This window comes from Paenibacillus lemnae, assembly GCF_012933385.1.
Lineage (GTDB): Bacteria > Bacillota > Bacilli > Paenibacillales > Paenibacillaceae > Paenibacillus_AQ > Paenibacillus_AQ lemnae.
In genome coordinates, this window is the sequence record NZ_JABBPN010000001.1 from 67,154 (window position 1) to 84,205 (window position 17,052).

The 17,052-nt window shown below is 45.7% G+C and carries 17 protein-coding genes; 14 read left to right on the plus strand and 3 right to left on the minus strand.

Annotated features, from left to right (window positions below):
* Positions 1 to 95 precede the first annotated feature (95 nt).
* From HII30_RS00310 to HII30_RS00345, 8 genes are all read left to right on the plus strand, one after another.
* Complete coding sequence (locus HII30_RS00310; RefSeq protein WP_169502934.1) at positions 96 to 1,472, plus strand: S1C family serine protease; 1,377 nt, start codon at positions 96 to 98, stop codon at positions 1,470 to 1,472.
* Positions 1,473 to 1,780: 308 nt separating this feature from the next.
* Positions 1,781 to 1,948, plus strand: coding sequence for a CxxH/CxxC protein (locus HII30_RS00315; protein WP_169503248.1), 168 nt, complete (start codon positions 1,781 to 1,783; stop codon positions 1,946 to 1,948).
* Positions 1,949 to 2,037: 89 nt separating this feature from the next.
* Positions 2,038 to 2,406: a disulfide bond formation protein DsbD gene (locus HII30_RS00320; protein WP_169502935.1), complete on the plus strand. Its 369-nt coding sequence runs from the start codon at positions 2,038 to 2,040 to the stop codon at positions 2,404 to 2,406.
* 857 nt (positions 2,407 to 3,263) lie between these two features.
* Complete coding sequence (rlmH, locus tag HII30_RS00325) at positions 3,264 to 3,743, plus strand: 23S rRNA (pseudouridine(1915)-N(3))-methyltransferase RlmH (RefSeq protein ID WP_169502936.1); 480 nt, start codon at positions 3,264 to 3,266, stop codon at positions 3,741 to 3,743.
* A gap of 162 nt (positions 3,744 to 3,905) precedes the next feature.
* Positions 3,906 to 4,286, plus strand: a complete 381-nt coding sequence (locus HII30_RS00330) for an RNase LS family HEPN domain-containing protein (protein WP_169502937.1) — start codon at positions 3,906 to 3,908, stop codon at positions 4,284 to 4,286.
* A 17-nt stretch (positions 4,287 to 4,303) separates the two neighbouring features.
* Positions 4,304 to 4,663, plus strand: a complete 360-nt coding sequence (locus HII30_RS00335) for a type II toxin-antitoxin system RnlB family antitoxin (protein WP_246245921.1) — start codon at positions 4,304 to 4,306, stop codon at positions 4,661 to 4,663.
* A gap of 339 nt (positions 4,664 to 5,002) precedes the next feature.
* Positions 5,003 to 5,488, plus strand: coding sequence for an RrF2 family transcriptional regulator (locus HII30_RS00340; RefSeq protein WP_169502939.1), 486 nt, complete (start codon positions 5,003 to 5,005; stop codon positions 5,486 to 5,488).
* A gap of 57 nt (positions 5,489 to 5,545) precedes the next feature.
* On the plus strand, positions 5,546 to 6,472 hold the full coding sequence (locus HII30_RS00345; RefSeq protein ID WP_169502940.1) for an NAD(P)/FAD-dependent oxidoreductase: 927 nt from the start codon (positions 5,546 to 5,548) through the stop codon (positions 6,470 to 6,472).
* A gap of 155 nt (positions 6,473 to 6,627) precedes the next feature.
* Here the strand turns inward: HII30_RS00345 and HII30_RS00350 are convergent, their stop codons facing one another.
* On the minus strand, positions 6,628 to 7,065 hold the full coding sequence (locus HII30_RS00350) for a MarR family winged helix-turn-helix transcriptional regulator (protein WP_169502941.1): 438 nt from the start codon (positions 7,063 to 7,065) through the stop codon (positions 6,628 to 6,630).
* 150 nt (positions 7,066 to 7,215) lie between these two features.
* Between HII30_RS00350 and HII30_RS00355 the strand changes: the two genes are divergently transcribed.
* Complete coding sequence (locus HII30_RS00355) at positions 7,216 to 8,187, plus strand: aldo/keto reductase (RefSeq protein ID WP_169502942.1); 972 nt, start codon at positions 7,216 to 7,218, stop codon at positions 8,185 to 8,187.
* A gap of 167 nt (positions 8,188 to 8,354) precedes the next feature.
* On the opposite strand, the gene HII30_RS00360 is transcribed toward HII30_RS00355, so the two are convergent.
* Positions 8,355 to 8,909 carry a TetR/AcrR family transcriptional regulator gene (locus tag HII30_RS00360; RefSeq protein WP_169502943.1) on the minus strand — a complete coding sequence of 185 codons (555 nt, stop codon included), beginning with the start codon at positions 8,907 to 8,909 and terminating at the stop codon, positions 8,355 to 8,357.
* A gap of 149 nt (positions 8,910 to 9,058) precedes the next feature.
* Here HII30_RS00360 and HII30_RS00365 point away from each other — a divergent pair, with 149 nt between their 5' ends.
* Complete coding sequence (locus HII30_RS00365) at positions 9,059 to 9,982, plus strand: ketopantoate reductase family protein (protein WP_169502944.1); 924 nt, start codon at positions 9,059 to 9,061, stop codon at positions 9,980 to 9,982.
* A 170-nt stretch (positions 9,983 to 10,152) separates the two neighbouring features.
* Here the strand turns inward: HII30_RS00365 and HII30_RS00370 are convergent, their stop codons facing one another.
* Positions 10,153 to 12,066: a serine hydrolase domain-containing protein gene (locus HII30_RS00370; RefSeq protein WP_169502945.1), complete on the minus strand. Its 1,914-nt coding sequence runs from the start codon at positions 12,064 to 12,066 to the stop codon at positions 10,153 to 10,155.
* A gap of 244 nt (positions 12,067 to 12,310) precedes the next feature.
* Between HII30_RS00370 and HII30_RS00375 the strand changes: the two genes are divergently transcribed.
* The 4 genes from HII30_RS00375 (at position 12,311) to HII30_RS00390 (ending at position 16,939) form a co-directional block, all read left to right on the plus strand.
* The gene (locus tag HII30_RS00375) at positions 12,311 to 14,050 is read left to right on the plus strand and encodes an ABC-F family ATP-binding cassette domain-containing protein (RefSeq protein ID WP_169502946.1); all 1,740 of its coding nucleotides are present in this window, start codon (positions 12,311 to 12,313) and stop codon (positions 14,048 to 14,050) included.
* 334 nt (positions 14,051 to 14,384) lie between these two features.
* Positions 14,385 to 15,674, plus strand: coding sequence for a M20/M25/M40 family metallo-hydrolase (locus HII30_RS00380; RefSeq protein WP_169502947.1), 1,290 nt, complete (start codon positions 14,385 to 14,387; stop codon positions 15,672 to 15,674).
* Entirely contained in the window at positions 15,661 to 16,470 is an 810-nt protein-coding gene (locus tag HII30_RS00385) for a DUF3100 domain-containing protein (RefSeq protein ID WP_169502948.1), read from the plus strand. The genes HII30_RS00380 and HII30_RS00385 overlap by 14 nt, the downstream gene beginning before the upstream one ends.
* On the plus strand, positions 16,451 to 16,939 hold the full coding sequence (locus HII30_RS00390) for a hypothetical protein (RefSeq protein WP_169502949.1): 489 nt from the start codon (positions 16,451 to 16,453) through the stop codon (positions 16,937 to 16,939). Before HII30_RS00385 ends, HII30_RS00390 begins: the two co-directional genes overlap by 20 nt.
* Positions 16,940 to 17,052: the final 113 nt, after the last annotated feature.

Consider the following 17,052-nt stretch of genomic DNA (forward strand, 5'->3'; position numbering starts at 1 on the left):
TTGAATAAAAGTCTGTTTTTATTGCAACTTTTTCAGCTGCATAAGTGTTATAAAGGTATACACCTTTGGACAGGTCGAAAGGGGGATGGATGAACATGGGATTGTTTGATGATGATTTTTATTCGACGAAAATATCCAGACGGGGAAACAAGGAAGATAAGAAAAGCCCCGCCCCGACGAAATGGCGGGTCAGCCGCCGGCGCAAGGGACTGTCCACGCTGCAGATATCGGCGCTCAGCTCGGTCTGCAGTGCATTGATTGCGGTACTGCTGTTTAGTCTGCTGACTGGACATTCGTCTGGTTCAACAGGTGCAGCAGCGATAAACGGACATTCTGTTACGCAGACCAATGGCGATCCTTATGAGCGGCTGGTGAATGCGGCTGCGAAGGTTCGGCCTGCGGTGGTCAGCGTCGTTACGCATATGGATCCGGAGCCCGTTCTTCCAGAAGAGCAGGAAGAGACCGTGCCGGAAGAACCGGCAGCTCCGGAGGATGAAGAATGGCTGGAAGAGCTGCCGGATGATTTTGATTTCGGCGAGGAGTTTGATTTTGAAGGGGAATTCGGAGATGACTTCGGCGGTGCCGTCGAGGAGAGCTCCCTGGGCTCTGGCGTGATTTTCAAGAAAATCGAGAATAAAGCGTATGTAGTGACGAACAATCATGTGGTGGAAGGCGCAGATAAGCTGGAAGTGGTTACGGTGAATGGCGAGAAGAAGCCGGCTGTGCTGATCGGAACGGATAAAGTGAGCGATCTTGCCGTGCTGTCGATCGACAGCAAAGGCATTGGCGAAGTCGCGGAGCTGGGCGACTCCTCCAAGCTGCGTCTAGGCGAGACGGTGATTGCCATCGGCAATCCGCTCGGACTTGGCGATTCCCTGACCTCCGGGATTATCAGCTATACGAACCGGATTATCCCGGTATCGCTGAACCAGGACGGTGTCTATGACTGGGAGACTGAGGTTATCCAGACGGATGCAGCCATCAATGAAGGCAACAGCGGCGGTGCGCTGGTCGATCTGAATGGCCGCGTCATCGGCATCAACACGATGAAGATCGCGGAGACGGGCGTGGAAGGACTTGGTTTTGCCATTCCGATGAATGAAGCTACCGAGATCGTGAAGGAGATTATGCTGACTGGCAAGGTAGCCCGCTCGTATCTGGGCGTATACACCGTGGACCTCGGCAATCCTTACGCACCGCTCAGCAAGCAGGATCTGAAGGATCTGAAGCTGCCAACAACCGTGAAGGACGGTGTCGTGGTCCTGGATTCCCTGGGACCCGCGAAGAAAGCCGGCCTGCAGCTGAACGATGTGATTACCAAGTTCAACGGCAAGCCGATCACCACAACGTTGGAGCTGCGTAAGTTCCTGTACCGTGAAACTAAGATTGGCGACAGCCTGAACGTCACCTTCTTCCGCGAGGGCAAGGAGCAGAGCCTGAAGGTGAAGCTCGAGGAGAAGCCGGCGGAGTAGGGTGCGGATGTGATAAAAGTATTAGGTACGTGTGGAATGAGGAAAGAGAAGCAGGTAGATAGGGAAGTAAGTAATCAAGAAGTTATGGGAGTATCCCCCGCGAGTGTGAAGGAGTATGGGGCAGTGACGCGGGCGGGGATGATGTCATGGAAGGGTAGGAAAGAGCGCAGCGGCGCTCTTTCTTTATGGTTGGAGGTTTCTTTTTGAAGTAGAGTGTGATAGAACTGAAGAGTGGTCATACTGTAAAACAGCAGAAGCTGGACACAACCACATCACAATGATGGAACAGACAGAAAGGGATGCTAATCATGTACGTCGTATGCAAAGAACATGTGGAATTGGCCATTGAGAATTTCGTGGATGAGTTCGAAGATGCTCCGGATATCGTCGATTTGAAGGAGACCGAATTCTCGGATTGGGATCCCCCGGTGAAGTGCGTGGAGTGTGAGAAGCATGCGGAATTTTTGGTCGTGTGATTAAGGTGATGAGGGGCCCAAGAGCCCAGTTGAAGGTAATGAGATGAAGTTATAGGATGGCATAACTCGATATGGAGAAGGCCATTAACATGAGTGAACTTATACGGGATAACCATCATGGATGCAGAGATGTCCCGCGGTTCGGATTTGGCAGTACATGGGAGTGCTTGGTGATGAATGAAAGCAGAAGCGAGTGGTTGCAGCGTGTGAAGTGGTCATCCAGTCTGCGGGTGCCTGCGAGCGTGCTTGCTTTTATTTTGTCCGTCGGCACCGTCGTAGGTCTGATCTACCTCGCCAAAACCCTGATCCAGGATGTGCTGCACCTGACAGGCTGGGTTCAAACGGTTACCCAGGTTATTGCGATTATTGTGGCGTTATATCCGGTCAAGTTTGTGTTTAGGCGTGTGGTGCGTAAGCTAACTACTGATGACCATGTAAAGCCCGAGTCGGGGACATAGATAGTATGGATGAAGAGCGTGATGCAGCGCTCTTTTTGTTATATATGGGGGTGTGGAAGGTAACTTTTGGGGTTGGTGCGGGCGCTTGGGTGGCTGTGTTGTGCGGTGGAGTGGTGTGAGTAGTGTGCGGGCGGGATTGTCGGAGTTTTGTGTGAAACGTCGTATAAAATGTGCGGCTGGGTGGGTGAATTGGTTTGACTTGTGTGAAACGTCGTACAAAATGTGCCGTTTGGTGAGTGGACGCGCGTAATTTGTGTGATAAATCGTATAAAGTGTGCGGTTTGGTGGATGTAAGGGCAGAATTTGTGTGAAGAATCGTACAGGATGGGCGGTTTGGTAGGTAGAATAGCAGAATGAGTAGAAAGTCCGATAGGATGAGTGTTTCGGTGGGGGCGTTGGGCTAGTGCGTTGACCGGTGAGAGTGGTGAGCGGGCGTACAAATGTGCTGCTGAATAGGCGAATTGGTGTGACTTGTGTGAAACGTCGTACAGGATGAGCAGTTTGGCGGGTGAAGTGGCGTAACTTGTGTGATAAATCGTATAAAGTGTACAGATTGGTGGGTGGGGTGGCGGAACTTGTGTGAAGAATCGTACAGGATGGGCAGTTTGGCAGCTGAAGAGCGGAGTTAGTCTGAAGAAACGTGTGTGTAGAAACATATAGAATGTGTGATTTGGCGTGAGAAGGCTGGAACGTGTGTGAAAGGCCATATAGGATATACGGTTGAGCGGGTTCAATAACGGAGTGTGTGCGAAAACTCATATACATAATAGCGCTACGACAGGGTTAAGCCTTTTGCATAGGGGAGTTTGTTGACTGCTGGTCGTGGTGAATGTTACTTATCTAAGGGGGATGGACCTATGTTGATACAGATTATCGGAGTCGGGAAGCTGAAGGAGAAGTATTTGGTGCTGGGTATTCAGGAGTACGCGAAGCGCCTGGCCCCGTATGTGAAGTTTCAGGTGCTCGAGGTGCCAGACGAGAAGGCACCGGATAGCCTGAGCGAGGCAGAGGTCGCTCAGGTGAAAGGACGCGAGGGGGAACGAATTCTCGCGCTGATCAAGGAGAGCGCGCATGTGATCGCGCTCGACATTGGCGGCAAGCTCTGGAGCTCGGAAGAGCTTGCCGCCGAGATCGACAGGCTCGGCACGTATGGGACGAGCCATGTCGTGTTCGTCATCGGCGGGAGTCACGGGCTCGCCGATGACGTTGTGCGCCGCGCGCAGCAGCGCTTGAGCTTTGGGCGTATGACGCTGCCGCACCAGCTCATGCGTCTCGTGCTGGTGGAGCAGGTGTATCGCGCAGTGAAGATTAATCGGGGGGAACCGTACCATAAGTAGGGCGAAAAGATCTGGTTTAGCCTCTGGTTAATAGAAGTAGCTTTATTGTTGAGTTTTTTAAAAAAACGCTCCGGTTCCCTCGTTTGTTAGACAGGGATCCAAGTCTAAGTAGCCAGTTATCGGAAATGAACCGGCGACTGGTTACTTAGTTTCGCATTTTCTATGTTTAGCAAGAATATCTTAATTAGTTTCTTCCCTGTATTACGTGCATTAGAAGGCTACATTAAATTATTATTCTTGACGAAGGGTATCCGAATTGCTAAGAGAAATGGGTTTGATGAGCATATATTTTGTCATGATCAGAAATATTTTTTAAGGCCAGATAAAAGAGCCCTTATAAATTGTGAGGCTACGTGTGCAGCAATTGAAAGATCATTTAATTATTTTAACGAACATAGAAATGGACTATTTCATGCTGATGGAATTGACGCCAATATTCGACTTGTGGAAACAAAACAAGAAGCGGATCGTATAATAAATATAACATTTCAGATAATTGAGGAAACTTATAGTAAACTTCCGGTGGAATCAGCAGTTAGTTAAAAGGAGGGTTGGAATTGATGACTTATGAGATACAAAAAATTGGTCATAACTCAACTTATTCATTTCTTGTTCTCTCAACAAGTTATTTTAGCCCTCTTGATTATTTAGACGAAGTAGCAGATACATTAGGTAGTGAATGCGAAGGGAAAATACTTTTTGATTTGTTACTTTCTAATGGAAACTCCTCTAATCGGTATATAGAAGCAACATTTAACGGACGGGAATTTGATTATTTCAGCTTTAAAATTCCATCGAATATTGATCTTGAAACCAAAGGGATTTCAGTGTGTTTTTACAAAGATCATAAACAGTTTTGGGAAAGTAACATTGTTAGTAACTCTTTCAAATTCTTGTTAAAAAAGGGTGTACTTTCGTAGGTTTAGCTAAAAAACATCAAGAACAGTACTTATGTTCTTGATGTTTTTTTATTATGGAACAATATATATATTAGGCCTTGTTGAACAAAATAGATAAAATATTTCTTGATACGGTTGTTTATTTAATTTTCAGTTTACAACTACCTCCCGAATTTGATCGCCGCGAGTCCTTCTGGTGAAGCGTGAATAAACATAGCTTATGAAGTGCCAGCTCTAGAACAGATCAAATGTGGTTTCCATAGGCTCAAGTAGCACATTTCAATTCAGAAACAAACCCACTATTATAGACATTAAAGATCCATAATAGTGACAACAACATTTGTGAAGGGGGAGGGGATTTTGCAATTCTCTAAAAGTACAGATTATGCGCTGCACGCCTTAATTCATCTGGGACTCTCGGAGAGAAGCCATCATGTTGGAATAAAGGAACTATCGGGATCGCTTGGCGTATCTGAAAGTTATTTATCTAAAATCATGTCCAAGCTAAGGCAGGACGGAATCGTACGTGCCGTACCCGGAGTGAATGGCGGTTATGAATTAGCCAGACCGGCGGAGCAGATCTCGTTTCTGGATGTGATTCAAGTGATTGAAGGAAGGCAGCAGCTGTTCGAATGCTCAAATTCCAGTTCACAGCAGCATCAGTTGTTGGTAGAGCAGGGGTCTGCACCGGACGAACAGAGAAATTTGGCAAGGAAAGATTGTCTGATTGAGAAAGTAATGCTGGGAGCGGAACAGCAGATGCATCAGTACATGCGGGAGCATACGATCCAGTCGGTACTGGATGAAGCTGTAGAACGTCGTAGTCATGAGGCAAACAAGAAGTGATAGGCTTCTTGCGCTTTAATTATGGATATTACAGATCTATTAAAGGAGTGATTATAGATGGACAATCAAGTTTATGATGTAGCTATTATTGGCGGCGGGCCAGCTGGACTGAACGCAGCTCTGATGCTTGGAAGGGCGAGAAAAAGCGTAGCTTTAATTGATGAAGGCCAGCCGCGCAATGCTGTAACGCACGAAATGCACGGTTTTCTTACCCGTGACGGGATCTCGCCGAGCGAGTTCAGACGGCTTGCACATGAAGAGATCGCTGCTTATCCCTCCGTATCATTTTTTACAGAACAGGCAGTGAACATCACCGGAGCCGACGGCCGATTTGAAATGGAGACCATGCAAGGTAAGCGTTTGGTAAGTAAAAAAGTACTGTTTGCCGTGGGCATGAAGGATCGGCCGCTACATATCCCGGGACTGAAGGAAGTGTACGGAAAAAGTGCATTTGTCTGTCCATACTGCGACGGCTGGGAATTGAGGGATCAGCATCTTGTTGTCATAAACAAAGGGGCAGAGCTTATGCATTTCGTTCCACTCCTGTCCGGATGGACGAATCATATTACGGTTTGCACGAATGGCCCTGATGAATTAACAGAAGCCGAGCGAGAGGAACTTAGACAGCATCAAGTGCTGTTGTTTGACTCCCCGATTCGGCAGATTGATTCCCAGGATGGAATTGTGCAGCAAGTTGTTCTTGAAGACGGCTCGTCCCTAGCATGCAGAGGTATCTTCTTCAAGCCAGAACTGGTGACGGGATGTAATCTGCCGAGAGCGATCGGGTGCGAGATGACGGAAACGGGAGCCGTGGTTGTTGATGATTTTGGCAAAACGAACATCCCGGGTGTGTATAGCGCTGGGGATGTGACATCCCGATTTCAACAAGCTGTAGCAGCAGCTTCACAGGGGGCAATCGTCGCTGCGATGATCAACAATGAGCTTAATGGAGCAGCCTGGAGATCGAAGAGCGCGCGCATGTAATTGCGATGGACATTGGCGGCAAGCTCTGTAGCGGAAGAGCTTTGGTTATGGGGGAAAGCTAGGAGAGTATTGATATAGGGAAGGAACGGATTCAGTTTCTTGTCAGTGAATCAAAAAAAGTGATCAAGGCAACAGGGCTCACCCTTATGCCAAGATCACTTTTTTGTTCTTTCCGCAAGCCCCGTAATCGACTCAATGTCTTGATCGGTTAACTTATCCAGAAAATGCTTGCGTATTGCCCGTGAAACGATGGGAAGGGCATCATTCAAAGCTGATTTTCCGACAGATGTAATGACGACCTCAACACCGCGATTAGCGTCTAATGGTTTCCTTAGAATAAGCCCGCGTTTTTCCATCCGAGTTAAATGGTGAGATAGCCTGCTCTTATCCCAGTCCATCGAGTCAGCTAGTTCCTGTTGCCGAAGCTTACCATCTCCGAGTTGGGCTAACCGGTCTAATACTCCAAAATCCCCCTCAGATAGTCCAGTGTGTTCAGACATCTCTTTCACAACGAGACCGAAGATTCGTTTGAAGGAGCCCTTCCACATATTCCATATTCGCATTTCATCTTCATTCACTTCGTTAATATTCATAAAAGTATATTACCACAGTTGACATGTCAACTACAAGGTGATAAAGTGCATCTAGGTTGATACGTCAACCTAGATGAGGGTGTGCAAAATGTAGTCGAATACTTCATTTTATGGTCAGATTCTAATTATACTTAAGGAGTGTGTTATGGAATGGAATATGTAAAACTTGGACGCAGCGGATTAGAGGTTTCAAGGTTAAACCTTGGAACCATGAGTTTCGGAGTACCTGAACGCGGTAATACCCCATGGTCATTGAATGAAGAGCAAAGCAGGCCGATTATGAAAAAGGCACTCGAATTGGGCATTAACTTTTTTAGTAGTGCTAATATGTATTCCGACGGGACAAGTGAAGAATTTCTCGGGCGTGCTTTACATGATTTCGCTCGTCGTGACGAAGTGGTCATCAGTACAAAGGTATTTGTTCCCATGCGCAAAGGTCCGAATGCAATGGGGCTTTCCCGTAAAGTCATCATGACCGAAATTGACAATAGTCTAAGACGGCTTGGGACAGATTACATTGATTTGTACCAGATCCACCGCTGGGATCCTAATACGCCAATTGAGGAGACCATGGAGGCTCTTCACGATGTAGTGAAGTCTGGCAAGGTTAGATACATCGGGGCATCCTCCATGTTGGCGTGGCAGTTTGCCAAAGCTCAGCATGTCGCAGAACGCAATGGCTGGACACGGTTCATTTCTATGGAAAATAGGCTTAACTTGCTCTATCGGGAAGAAGAAAGAGAAATGCTCCCACTCTGCAAAGATGAAGGAGTTGGCGTCACGCCTTACCTGCCTCTAGCTGCGGGTCGGTTAACCCGTGATTGGAATGAGCAGACCTCGCGATCCGAGATGGATCAAGTGGCAAAAGGATTGTTTGTTCATACGGAAGAGGCGGATCGTAAAGTCGCGGAAAGAGTTGCGGAAGTTGCCGTTAGCCGAGGAATTCCACGAGCACAGGTTGCTCTTGCATGGCTGCTGCAAAAAGAAGAGGTTACAGCCCCGATTATCGGAGCGACCCAAATCAGCCATCTTGAAGATGCGGTTTCAGCATTGTCGGTTACATTGTCGCCTGAAGAAATCAAGAGTTTAGAAGAACTGTACACACCACATCCATTGATGTAAATTGCGACCCCTCAATGTTAAAGGCGAGATCTTGTGGAATGAACTCTTCATGGATATAGTTCATGAAGAGTTTTTTCATTTTTTGTGGTGATATGGTGAACCGTATCACAAGGAAGGGCAAGTTTTTTTATTGTACTAAACACCGACTAGGTTTAAGAATGGCAGACTCATTCTTTAGAGTAGGACGTAACCCCCTTTGAATAGAGGTTGTCCACTAACTTGAAAAACTCGTTTGACGATAAATCCTTTTGTCGCTGGACCCAAAGACGAAACAAGGAAAAGGAGGTTGACAGGTAAAACTCTATCAAGTATGGCGTTAAGGAAGGGTTTTGCGGCGGAACATTTAATTCTAACCGATTTAGAGTGATTTCTTTTTTTAGGCGTGTTAAAAAACGGGGACTTCCATAATCACCTAAAAGGGCATTGAGAACCAAGAGATGTTCGGGTTTGTCCAGACAATGGAGCGCATCTTGAATCGTATGCATCGATAGTTCTTTATTCTCCACTCCTTCTCTTATGTCGTTCAATAAGTCATTTTCAACAGCTTCTAACAATTCGTAAATATCAGTAAAGTATTGATAAAAGGTGCTGCGGTTATATCCTGACTTATTCGCAATTTCCTGTACTGAAATTTTCTCGATTGGTTTTTGGCTATATAACTCACAAAAAACGTCAACAAAGGTTTGTCTTGTCTTCTCGGTTATTTGGGGCTGCTTTTTCATGTTTTCCTCCTGCTGGCATCTAAGAATATCATCCGACAAATCATAAAAAACTGATGGTTGATCAATGAATAATGAAAATTTATAATCACATCATACAACATGTTGTCGGGTAATTAAATTAGAGGTGTTAGTAAATAGGAGCGGTTTTAATGTCCAATAAACAAGTTCGAATTTTAATTTTTGGTGCAGGTGTCATCGGGAGCATGTACGCAATGAAGCTTATTGAAGCAGGGTGTGACGTTACCCTGTTTGCACGTTCTAATAGATATAAATCATTAAGAAAAAATGGCCTGCGATATGATGAAAAAGGTACAGTGAGATCGGTAAAAGTGAATGTCATTGATACACTCGAAAACGACGATGTATACGATTTTATTTTCGTTACCGTTCGTTATGATCGGTCCGAATCAGCGTTGTTCACGCTTAAAGATAATCAAAGCAAAAATATAGTTACGATGACTAGTAATTCAATTGGATTTTCTTCGTGGCTGGATATCGTTGGTGATAGACTTTTACCCGCTTTTCCGGGCTTCGGCGGACAGATTAAAGATGGAGTATTGCATGCTCGATTTCTACCAAAGATTTTAGCGGCAACTGCATTCGGAGAAATTAATGGTGTAGTGACAGAACGGATAGAAAAACTCGCAATAATATTGAAAGCAGCAAAGCTCCCTTACGTTATTAAAAAGGATATGCAGGCGTATCTCATCACACACTCCGTATCAGACATTGCCATGTTGAGCTTTTTGCAATCCGACAATAAGTTAATGGACAAAAAAACAGTCAAAACCAGAGATACGGCACGCAAAATAACAGTCACTTTAAAAACGCATCTAACTGCAATACAAAAAGCTGGCGTTTCAATTGATCCACCCATGCTTAAAAGGGTGCTTAAATTTCCAAACTTATTTTTGGATTTTTTCTTTATGATCTGGCTGCGAACTAAAATGGTTAGAGATATGATGCTGCCGGATTATAAGAAAAATGCTAACAATGAGATTGTGCAGCTGAGTAATGATTTAATCAAATTTTTAAGTCAAAATGGTATCAAATCAGAAATGAATATTCAGTAATTAGATGATGACGATCAAGAGGATATTGCGACTAGTAGTCGACAACACATCAATGAAGATGATCCGAGATAGATTGAGCTTCGAAATTGGGTAAGAGAACAAATAACGCAAATGCTTTCTAAAATCCATTAAAAAAAGAGTGAGGATATACTCCTCACTCTGACGGAAGTCTAGCTGTAGAATTGCCAGAATACAAGCTGTCCCACCAGAACAACCATAATACCAACAGGCAGGATGGCGGACCACTTGCCCGAGGCCATTGTAGCAGATCGATTCTTCTTCCAGGATAGCAGCAGCGTACAGATGAATAATGCAGCCAGTCCAGTCAGAACATAGTTGATTATAATATGCGGATATACTTCGGCATAGGCCCGCTCATAGTTGCTGAGCATCCGTAAGGCGAGAATCAGATTGTTCAACACGATGCTGGTACCCGTCAAGGTGAGTCCGACCACCAGCTTACGGCTGACGGCACGAGGTGCAGGGGGTATTCCGCCTCTCCGCCGGTTCATCACCCCCAGTAGGAGCAAGACGAATGGGGCGATCAAGAAGTAGGCAATGGCCAGCACCGCCAAAGCGGCACTCAAGATCAGCACCGGCATGGATTTACTGGCAGGCAGCGGCAAATAATCAGAGGTATATACCGAGACCGCCTTCACTTTGTCATCACGGACCGTGGCATACAGCATTGGCCAGGCATCGAGCGCAGCGTCACCGCTCACTTTCTCATAGAGGTAAGGCTGAACCTGCTTATAGCTTCCGGTTAAGCCCGATAGAGTCACCTGCAGCTGATCTGCTCCCTGCGGCTTAAGCTTCATCAATGTAAGATAGGGAAATAAATTCATGAAGCCATGCTCCGGGCGGCGTGCAGCTACGAACTCGCCTTGAATCTCTGACACATCCGGCAGATCGACAGCATCCGCTTGCTTGTATGTGCCTACTATCGCTTTGGTCAGACCATGAACAATATTGGATTCACCGGCCTGATTGGTCATAATGATGATCGCAAACCGGTCTTCAGGCACAATCTGCAGATTGGTGGCAAAAGCAATCGTGTTACCGCCATGTCCCAGCGTCCGGTGTTCTCCGGGATATTCCCAGAACCCATGGGCAATCCCCGGCATTCCTTCAGCGGGGGTATAGCTCTGGGTGAGCATCTTGTCCAGCGTCTCCGGTTTCTTGAACAAAGGGGACTGTTGTCCGTCTGGCGGGAGGAGTGCCATCGCAAATGCAGCCAGATCTTCCGCAGTACCATTATTGCCGCCGTTGGGGTACATGGACATATAATTCCATGGCCCAGGAGTAAAGGCGCCCTCTGCTTCAAAGAAATAACCTTTAGCTTTACGCTTAAGCAGCTCCGGGCGGTCCTCTACGACGGAATGTGCAATGGAGTCCCTCATGCTCAAGGGATCAAAAATGTGCTGCTGGACGTATTCATCAAAAGGCTGACCGGTGATTTCCTCCACAATATACGCAGCCAGTGAGCTGCCATAGTTCGAATAGGCCACAGCTTCACCGGGTCTGTATATCTGTGCCGGCTGGGCAAGCTGCAGCCCGTCCTCCAGCGTCCGTACTTCCTCAGGGGATTGATAGGCCATATCGAACATATACTCTTCAAACCCGGCATTGTGATTCATCAGATGGAGCATCGTTATGGGATCGTCATAGTTCAGCCTGGTTAGGAAATTCACGGGCAAATAGCGCCGGATATCTTCATTGAGATCAATTTCCCCTTGTTCCGCTAACTGCATCACGGAGGTCCATACTGCAAGCTTGCTGATGGAGCCCCACTCCATGACCGTGTCCGTCGAGACAGGGATCTGCTGCTCCACGTCTGCGTAGCCGTAACCCTTGGACAGCACCACTTCGCCATCCTTCACCATAACAATGGATGCGCCTACCGTTTGTTTTCCTATGTACTCTTTTACGTAATTGTCGACAAAGTCTTCCAAAGCGGTCAACGGAATCCCGGAAGGAGTTGCTTCCCCCGTTCCCCCGCTGGTCTTCTCTGCTGCAAACACTGTGATACTACTGCATAACAACAATAGTATGGTGAACACGAAGGTACATCTTTTTCTTGACAAGAAATCCTCTCCTTTAACCCGCTTAAATTCCTGCAGCACTTCTATTTTAGCAAAAATACCCAATCCAAACCGTTTAATATTGTAAATTGAAGGAGTTGTACTTGATGGAAGCACGATCGTTAGAGATACAATTCAATTGTACTTGCCCCCAATCAGTGTTACTCTGAGAATCGAAAACCTCAATCGTACGTTTACAACACTTCCAACCATAAACCCCATTTCAGATACCAAGAAAGGTAACACCATGATCAAAGTTGAACACTTATCCTTCTCGTTCCCGCAAAAGGAACTGTATACCGACATTTCATTCACGCTCGAAGAGGGGCAGCACTGCGCCTTTATCGGCACAAGCGGCAGCGGAAAAAGTACGCTGATCGAAATCTTGATGGATCCGGAAAAACATTTGTTCGACGGCAAGCTGGAGATCGATCCGGACTGTCGAATCGGATATGTGAGTCAGTTCTCTCAGGTAGACCCAGCGGCAGAAATGACCGTTTTTGAATATATCGGGGCAGAATTTATCAAGCTCCAGGATGAAATCACAGCGATGTATGCAGAAATGGCAACTACGCCGGATATGGATTCACTCTTGGAAAAGGTTCAATCGGCTCTGGACGCACTTGATGCCATGGGTGGAGATGATTTCGAGAGTACCATTCATAAACAGCTGGGTCTGGCCAACCTCATGAAGCTAAAAGACGTTAGCGTAACCTCTTTGAGTGGCGGGGAATTCAAGCTTATTCAAGTCATGAAGGAAATGCTTAGTAGTCCCGATCTGATGATTATGGATGAACCGGATGTATTTTTAGACTTTGAAAACCTCAATGCGCTCAAAAAACTGATCAATTCTCACAAAGGCATGCTGCTGGTCGTTACGCATAACCGCTATCTTTTGAACCATTGTTTCAACAAAATCATTCACCTCGAAAACACGGAACTCCAGGAGTTTGAAGGAAGCTATATCGAGTACAATTTCTCCTTGCTTCAGACCAAAATCGAGCTGCAGGAGATCGCGGTTGCTGAAGCGGAAGAGATCGAGCGATACGATCAAATCATCGACAATCTTAGAGAGATCGCGACGAATGTAGCAGACGCTTCCAGAGGCCGAGCGTTAAATGCCAGAGTGAAGTTCCAGGAAAGATTGGAAGCGCGCAGAATCAAAGCGCCGTTTGTCGAGATCAAGCAGCCGAATATTGCGTTTGATCTGGATCATGAAGTCGAAGACAGCATCGCAGTAAAGGTGAATAACTATAACGTTTCCTTTGACGAGCTGTTGTTGAAAGATGTGAGCTTCGAGATCAAATCTACAGATAAAGTCGCCATGATCGGTCCGAACGGTACCGGGAAGACGACTCTGCTCCGGGATATTTTCAAGAACAATCAGGATTCCATCGAGATCCATGACGATGTCAAAGTGGCTTATTTATCCCAGCATCAAGGCGAAACGCTGAAAGGCTCAAATAGTATCCTCCATGAATTCATCGACGCCGGATTCCAGACGTATGACGAGGTCAGAGCGCATCTGGCGAAATACGGTTTTGAAGGTGAGATCTTGGAGCAGAAGATACAATCACTATCCGGCGGCGAAAAAAACATACTTCAATTGGCTAAAGTCGCGGCTACTCAAGCCGACCTGCTGCTTCTTGACGAACCGACAAGCCATCTGGACATCTATACGCAGGTCGCACTGGAGAAAGCCATCATCGACTATAAAGGCGCGATCCTCATGATTTCCCATGATTTTTATTCGGTCGTTAACGGTATGGATTATGTCCTCATCATTGACAACAAGACGATTCGAAAAATGAGTATGCGCAAGTTCAGACAGATGATTTACGCCAGTCATTTCGATAAAGACTACTTGGAAATGGAGCAAAAGAAAAAGGCCGTTGAAATGCAAATCGAATTGGCTTTGAAAGATACGGATTTTGAACGCGCAAAAGGATTGATCGAGGAGTTGGAAGGGATCATCGAGCAGCTTTAATTATAGTAGTAGAAAAGTATCCATACCAAAGACACTGAGGAGCAGAACTTCAGTGTCTTTTGTTATTTATCGAAGTTATTAAATTCTTTAAACACCGAATTGTGACCACGTTTATTGATATATGCGGGTGAATGTAATTATGTTCAATTCTCCGAAAGTATCCTAATTACTGGCTTATTAGTGCTTAAACTAGTAATTATAGTAAATAAATAAATTTGAAAACGAACAATCTTTATATTAGAATGTGTAATGTTCGTGTTTTGGCCTTTTGTACTGTATACACCGTAATAGATTCACCAGTAAGCTTTTGATGAATGGATTGGGGGAACTTGTGTTGATTTTCAAAAACCAGTACGAGGATATTAAGAGAATGGCAGAAGACATTTATCATCATCCGGAGCTGGGATATAAAGAAGAACGAACGAAACAAAAGGTAATCGCTTATCTAAAACAGCTAAATCCGGATATTCAGTTGGAGGAATTCAGCACAACCGGCTTCCGAACGACGTTAGGTGATTCCAGTAAAGAGCTGCATGTTGCGTTTATCGCAGAATTGGATGCGGTATATGCTCCTTCACATATGTATGCCGATAAGGCTACAGGCGCTGCCCACAATTGTGGTCATTACACGCAGGTTGCCATCGCGCTTGCTCTATACAGCTATCTTGTGAATAGCAAGGCGTACGACCATTTTGATTATAAAATATCCTTTATTTTTGTGCCGGCGGAGGAGTATTTGGATCTCGCTTACCGGGATGAGTTAATGAAGCAGAACAAGATCACTCACTACGGCGGAAAGCCGGAAGCCATGAAGCTTGGCGTCTTTGATGATATTGACGCGGGGATTTGTGTGCATGCGATCGGCGGGGAATTTGCGAAGCGAACCATCAATACCAACTGCGATTTGGCTGGTTTTCTGTATAAAAGATATACCTTTATCGGAAAAGCCTCTCACGCGGGGTTCGATCCTTTTTCCTCAGTTAATGCTTACAGCATGTCCACCTTGTTTAATGTGGCGGTCGGCTTAAGTCGTCAGCAGCTTAAAGACTCAGAAAAAGTACGAATCAATCCGATTGTCATGAATTCCGATATGTCCACGAACGTCATTCCGAACGGTATCACCGTAGGAACGGATTTGCGGACTTTGTCCGTTGATTATATGAAGGAAGCTGCGGGAAGGCTGGATGACGCCGCCAAGGGAAGTGCTCTCGCCCTGCAGGGAGATGTAGAGATCTCCACCCAGATGGGTTATCTGCCTTTTAGCCAAAATCGTTACTTGTCCTCTTTTGTTAAAGAGGCATTTAAGAACACACAGGACATTGGAGTGCTGTTGGATGAGGATTCGATCAGTGCAGCGGGGGATATCGGGGACCTGTCCTACATGCTTCCTTGTATCCAGATCGGTTACAGCGGCTTTACCGGAACGATTCATGGCGATGACTTTATCGATATTGATCCTGAGTTTATCTATGAAATTTTCCCGAGGTTTCTGGCACAGGTGTTTGAGAAAATGAACGGAGCATTGGATAGAACCAGATTGTACAAAAGAAGTTATGAAGAGTATGCCCAATTGATTCAAGAGATTATTTGTGAAGAGGAAGGACGTCATCATGAAGAAAAATAACTTTATCTACCTTATCATCTTTGCATTATTGGTCGTAACGATCTCTGAAATGATTGGCTTTCAGAGTATCTCGATCGGGGGAGTATCCATCGGCCTGCTGCCTCTCGTGTTTGCTATTTTGATTACGATGATACTTGGGTTGAATATTTTGCGAAAAGGCTTCTGGAAAAAGGTGTACAGCAAAGAAAATATCGAGTTTGCCGGCAAATATCTCATCTTGATTATGCTACCGCTTATGGCGAGATACGGTGCAGATGTTGCTCCTAAAATCGTTGATATTCTTGAGATCGGGGGGATTTTCCTCGTTCAGGAGCTGGGTAACCTGGGCACCGTGATTTTCGGACTTCCTATTGCGATTCTGCTAGGCCTGAGACGAGAGGCGATTGGCGCTACATTGGGCATTGGACGTGAAGGTGAGCTTGCGTACATCTCGGAAAAGTACACGCTGGATTCAAAAGAAGGAAGAGGCGTATTGTCCTTATATATTATTGGAACCTTGTTCGGCACGATATTTTTCAGCATATTTGCACCGATTCTGCTTAACTTTGGTTTCCGCGTTGAAGCCTTAGCGATGGCATCTGGAGTGGGTTCAGGAAGTATGATGAGCGCATCATCGGCATCTCTAGTTGCTCAAGTTCCTGAAATGAAGAGTACAATCCTGGCCTACGCAGCCACAAGCCAGCTGCTGACCAGTTTTTTAGGAACCTTTACCATGGTATTCCTTGCCGCTCCTTTACAGCAATTCCTATATCGAATCTTCACACGAGGTGACCAACATGCAAAACGCGCTGCGTAACAAATACATCAAATACGGTCTGATTGTTCTCATAAGTATTGCTTTGATTCTGTTTACGCAGTCCATAAAGCTTATGAAGAATCCCGACTCGGCACCTGTCACTTGGATGACCATAGCAGGACTGCTTTCCCTTTGGGCTTTCTCCATGATCGGAATCTTTATATCGGAGAAGTTAAATTCTTCGTCCGTTAAAGTATTGAGGGAATTTCCGGTATTGGGATGGGTATCCATCACTTCTCTTGTCATGTGCTTGCTTTCTGATTTTTTTGTCGATGCTATTCGAGCAGTTGATTTCCTTTCGATTACGACACCGATCCTTACGTTTGCAGGCATATCGGTTGCTAATCGTCTTGTTGATTTAAAGAATACTTCCTGGAAAATTGCTGTTGTTGCGATATTCGTATTTAGCGGAACCTACATTGGCAGCACCATGGTGGCAGAACTCGGGTTGTACATTTCTGGAAAGTAAGAGTAGCTTGCAGCTTGCTTAGAAACCACTCCATCATGATGGAGTGGTTTTCTCATTAAGTGAAGGTTACGTTCAGCAAATTCTTCCACGTTCTCGTGGTATGGATCCATCGT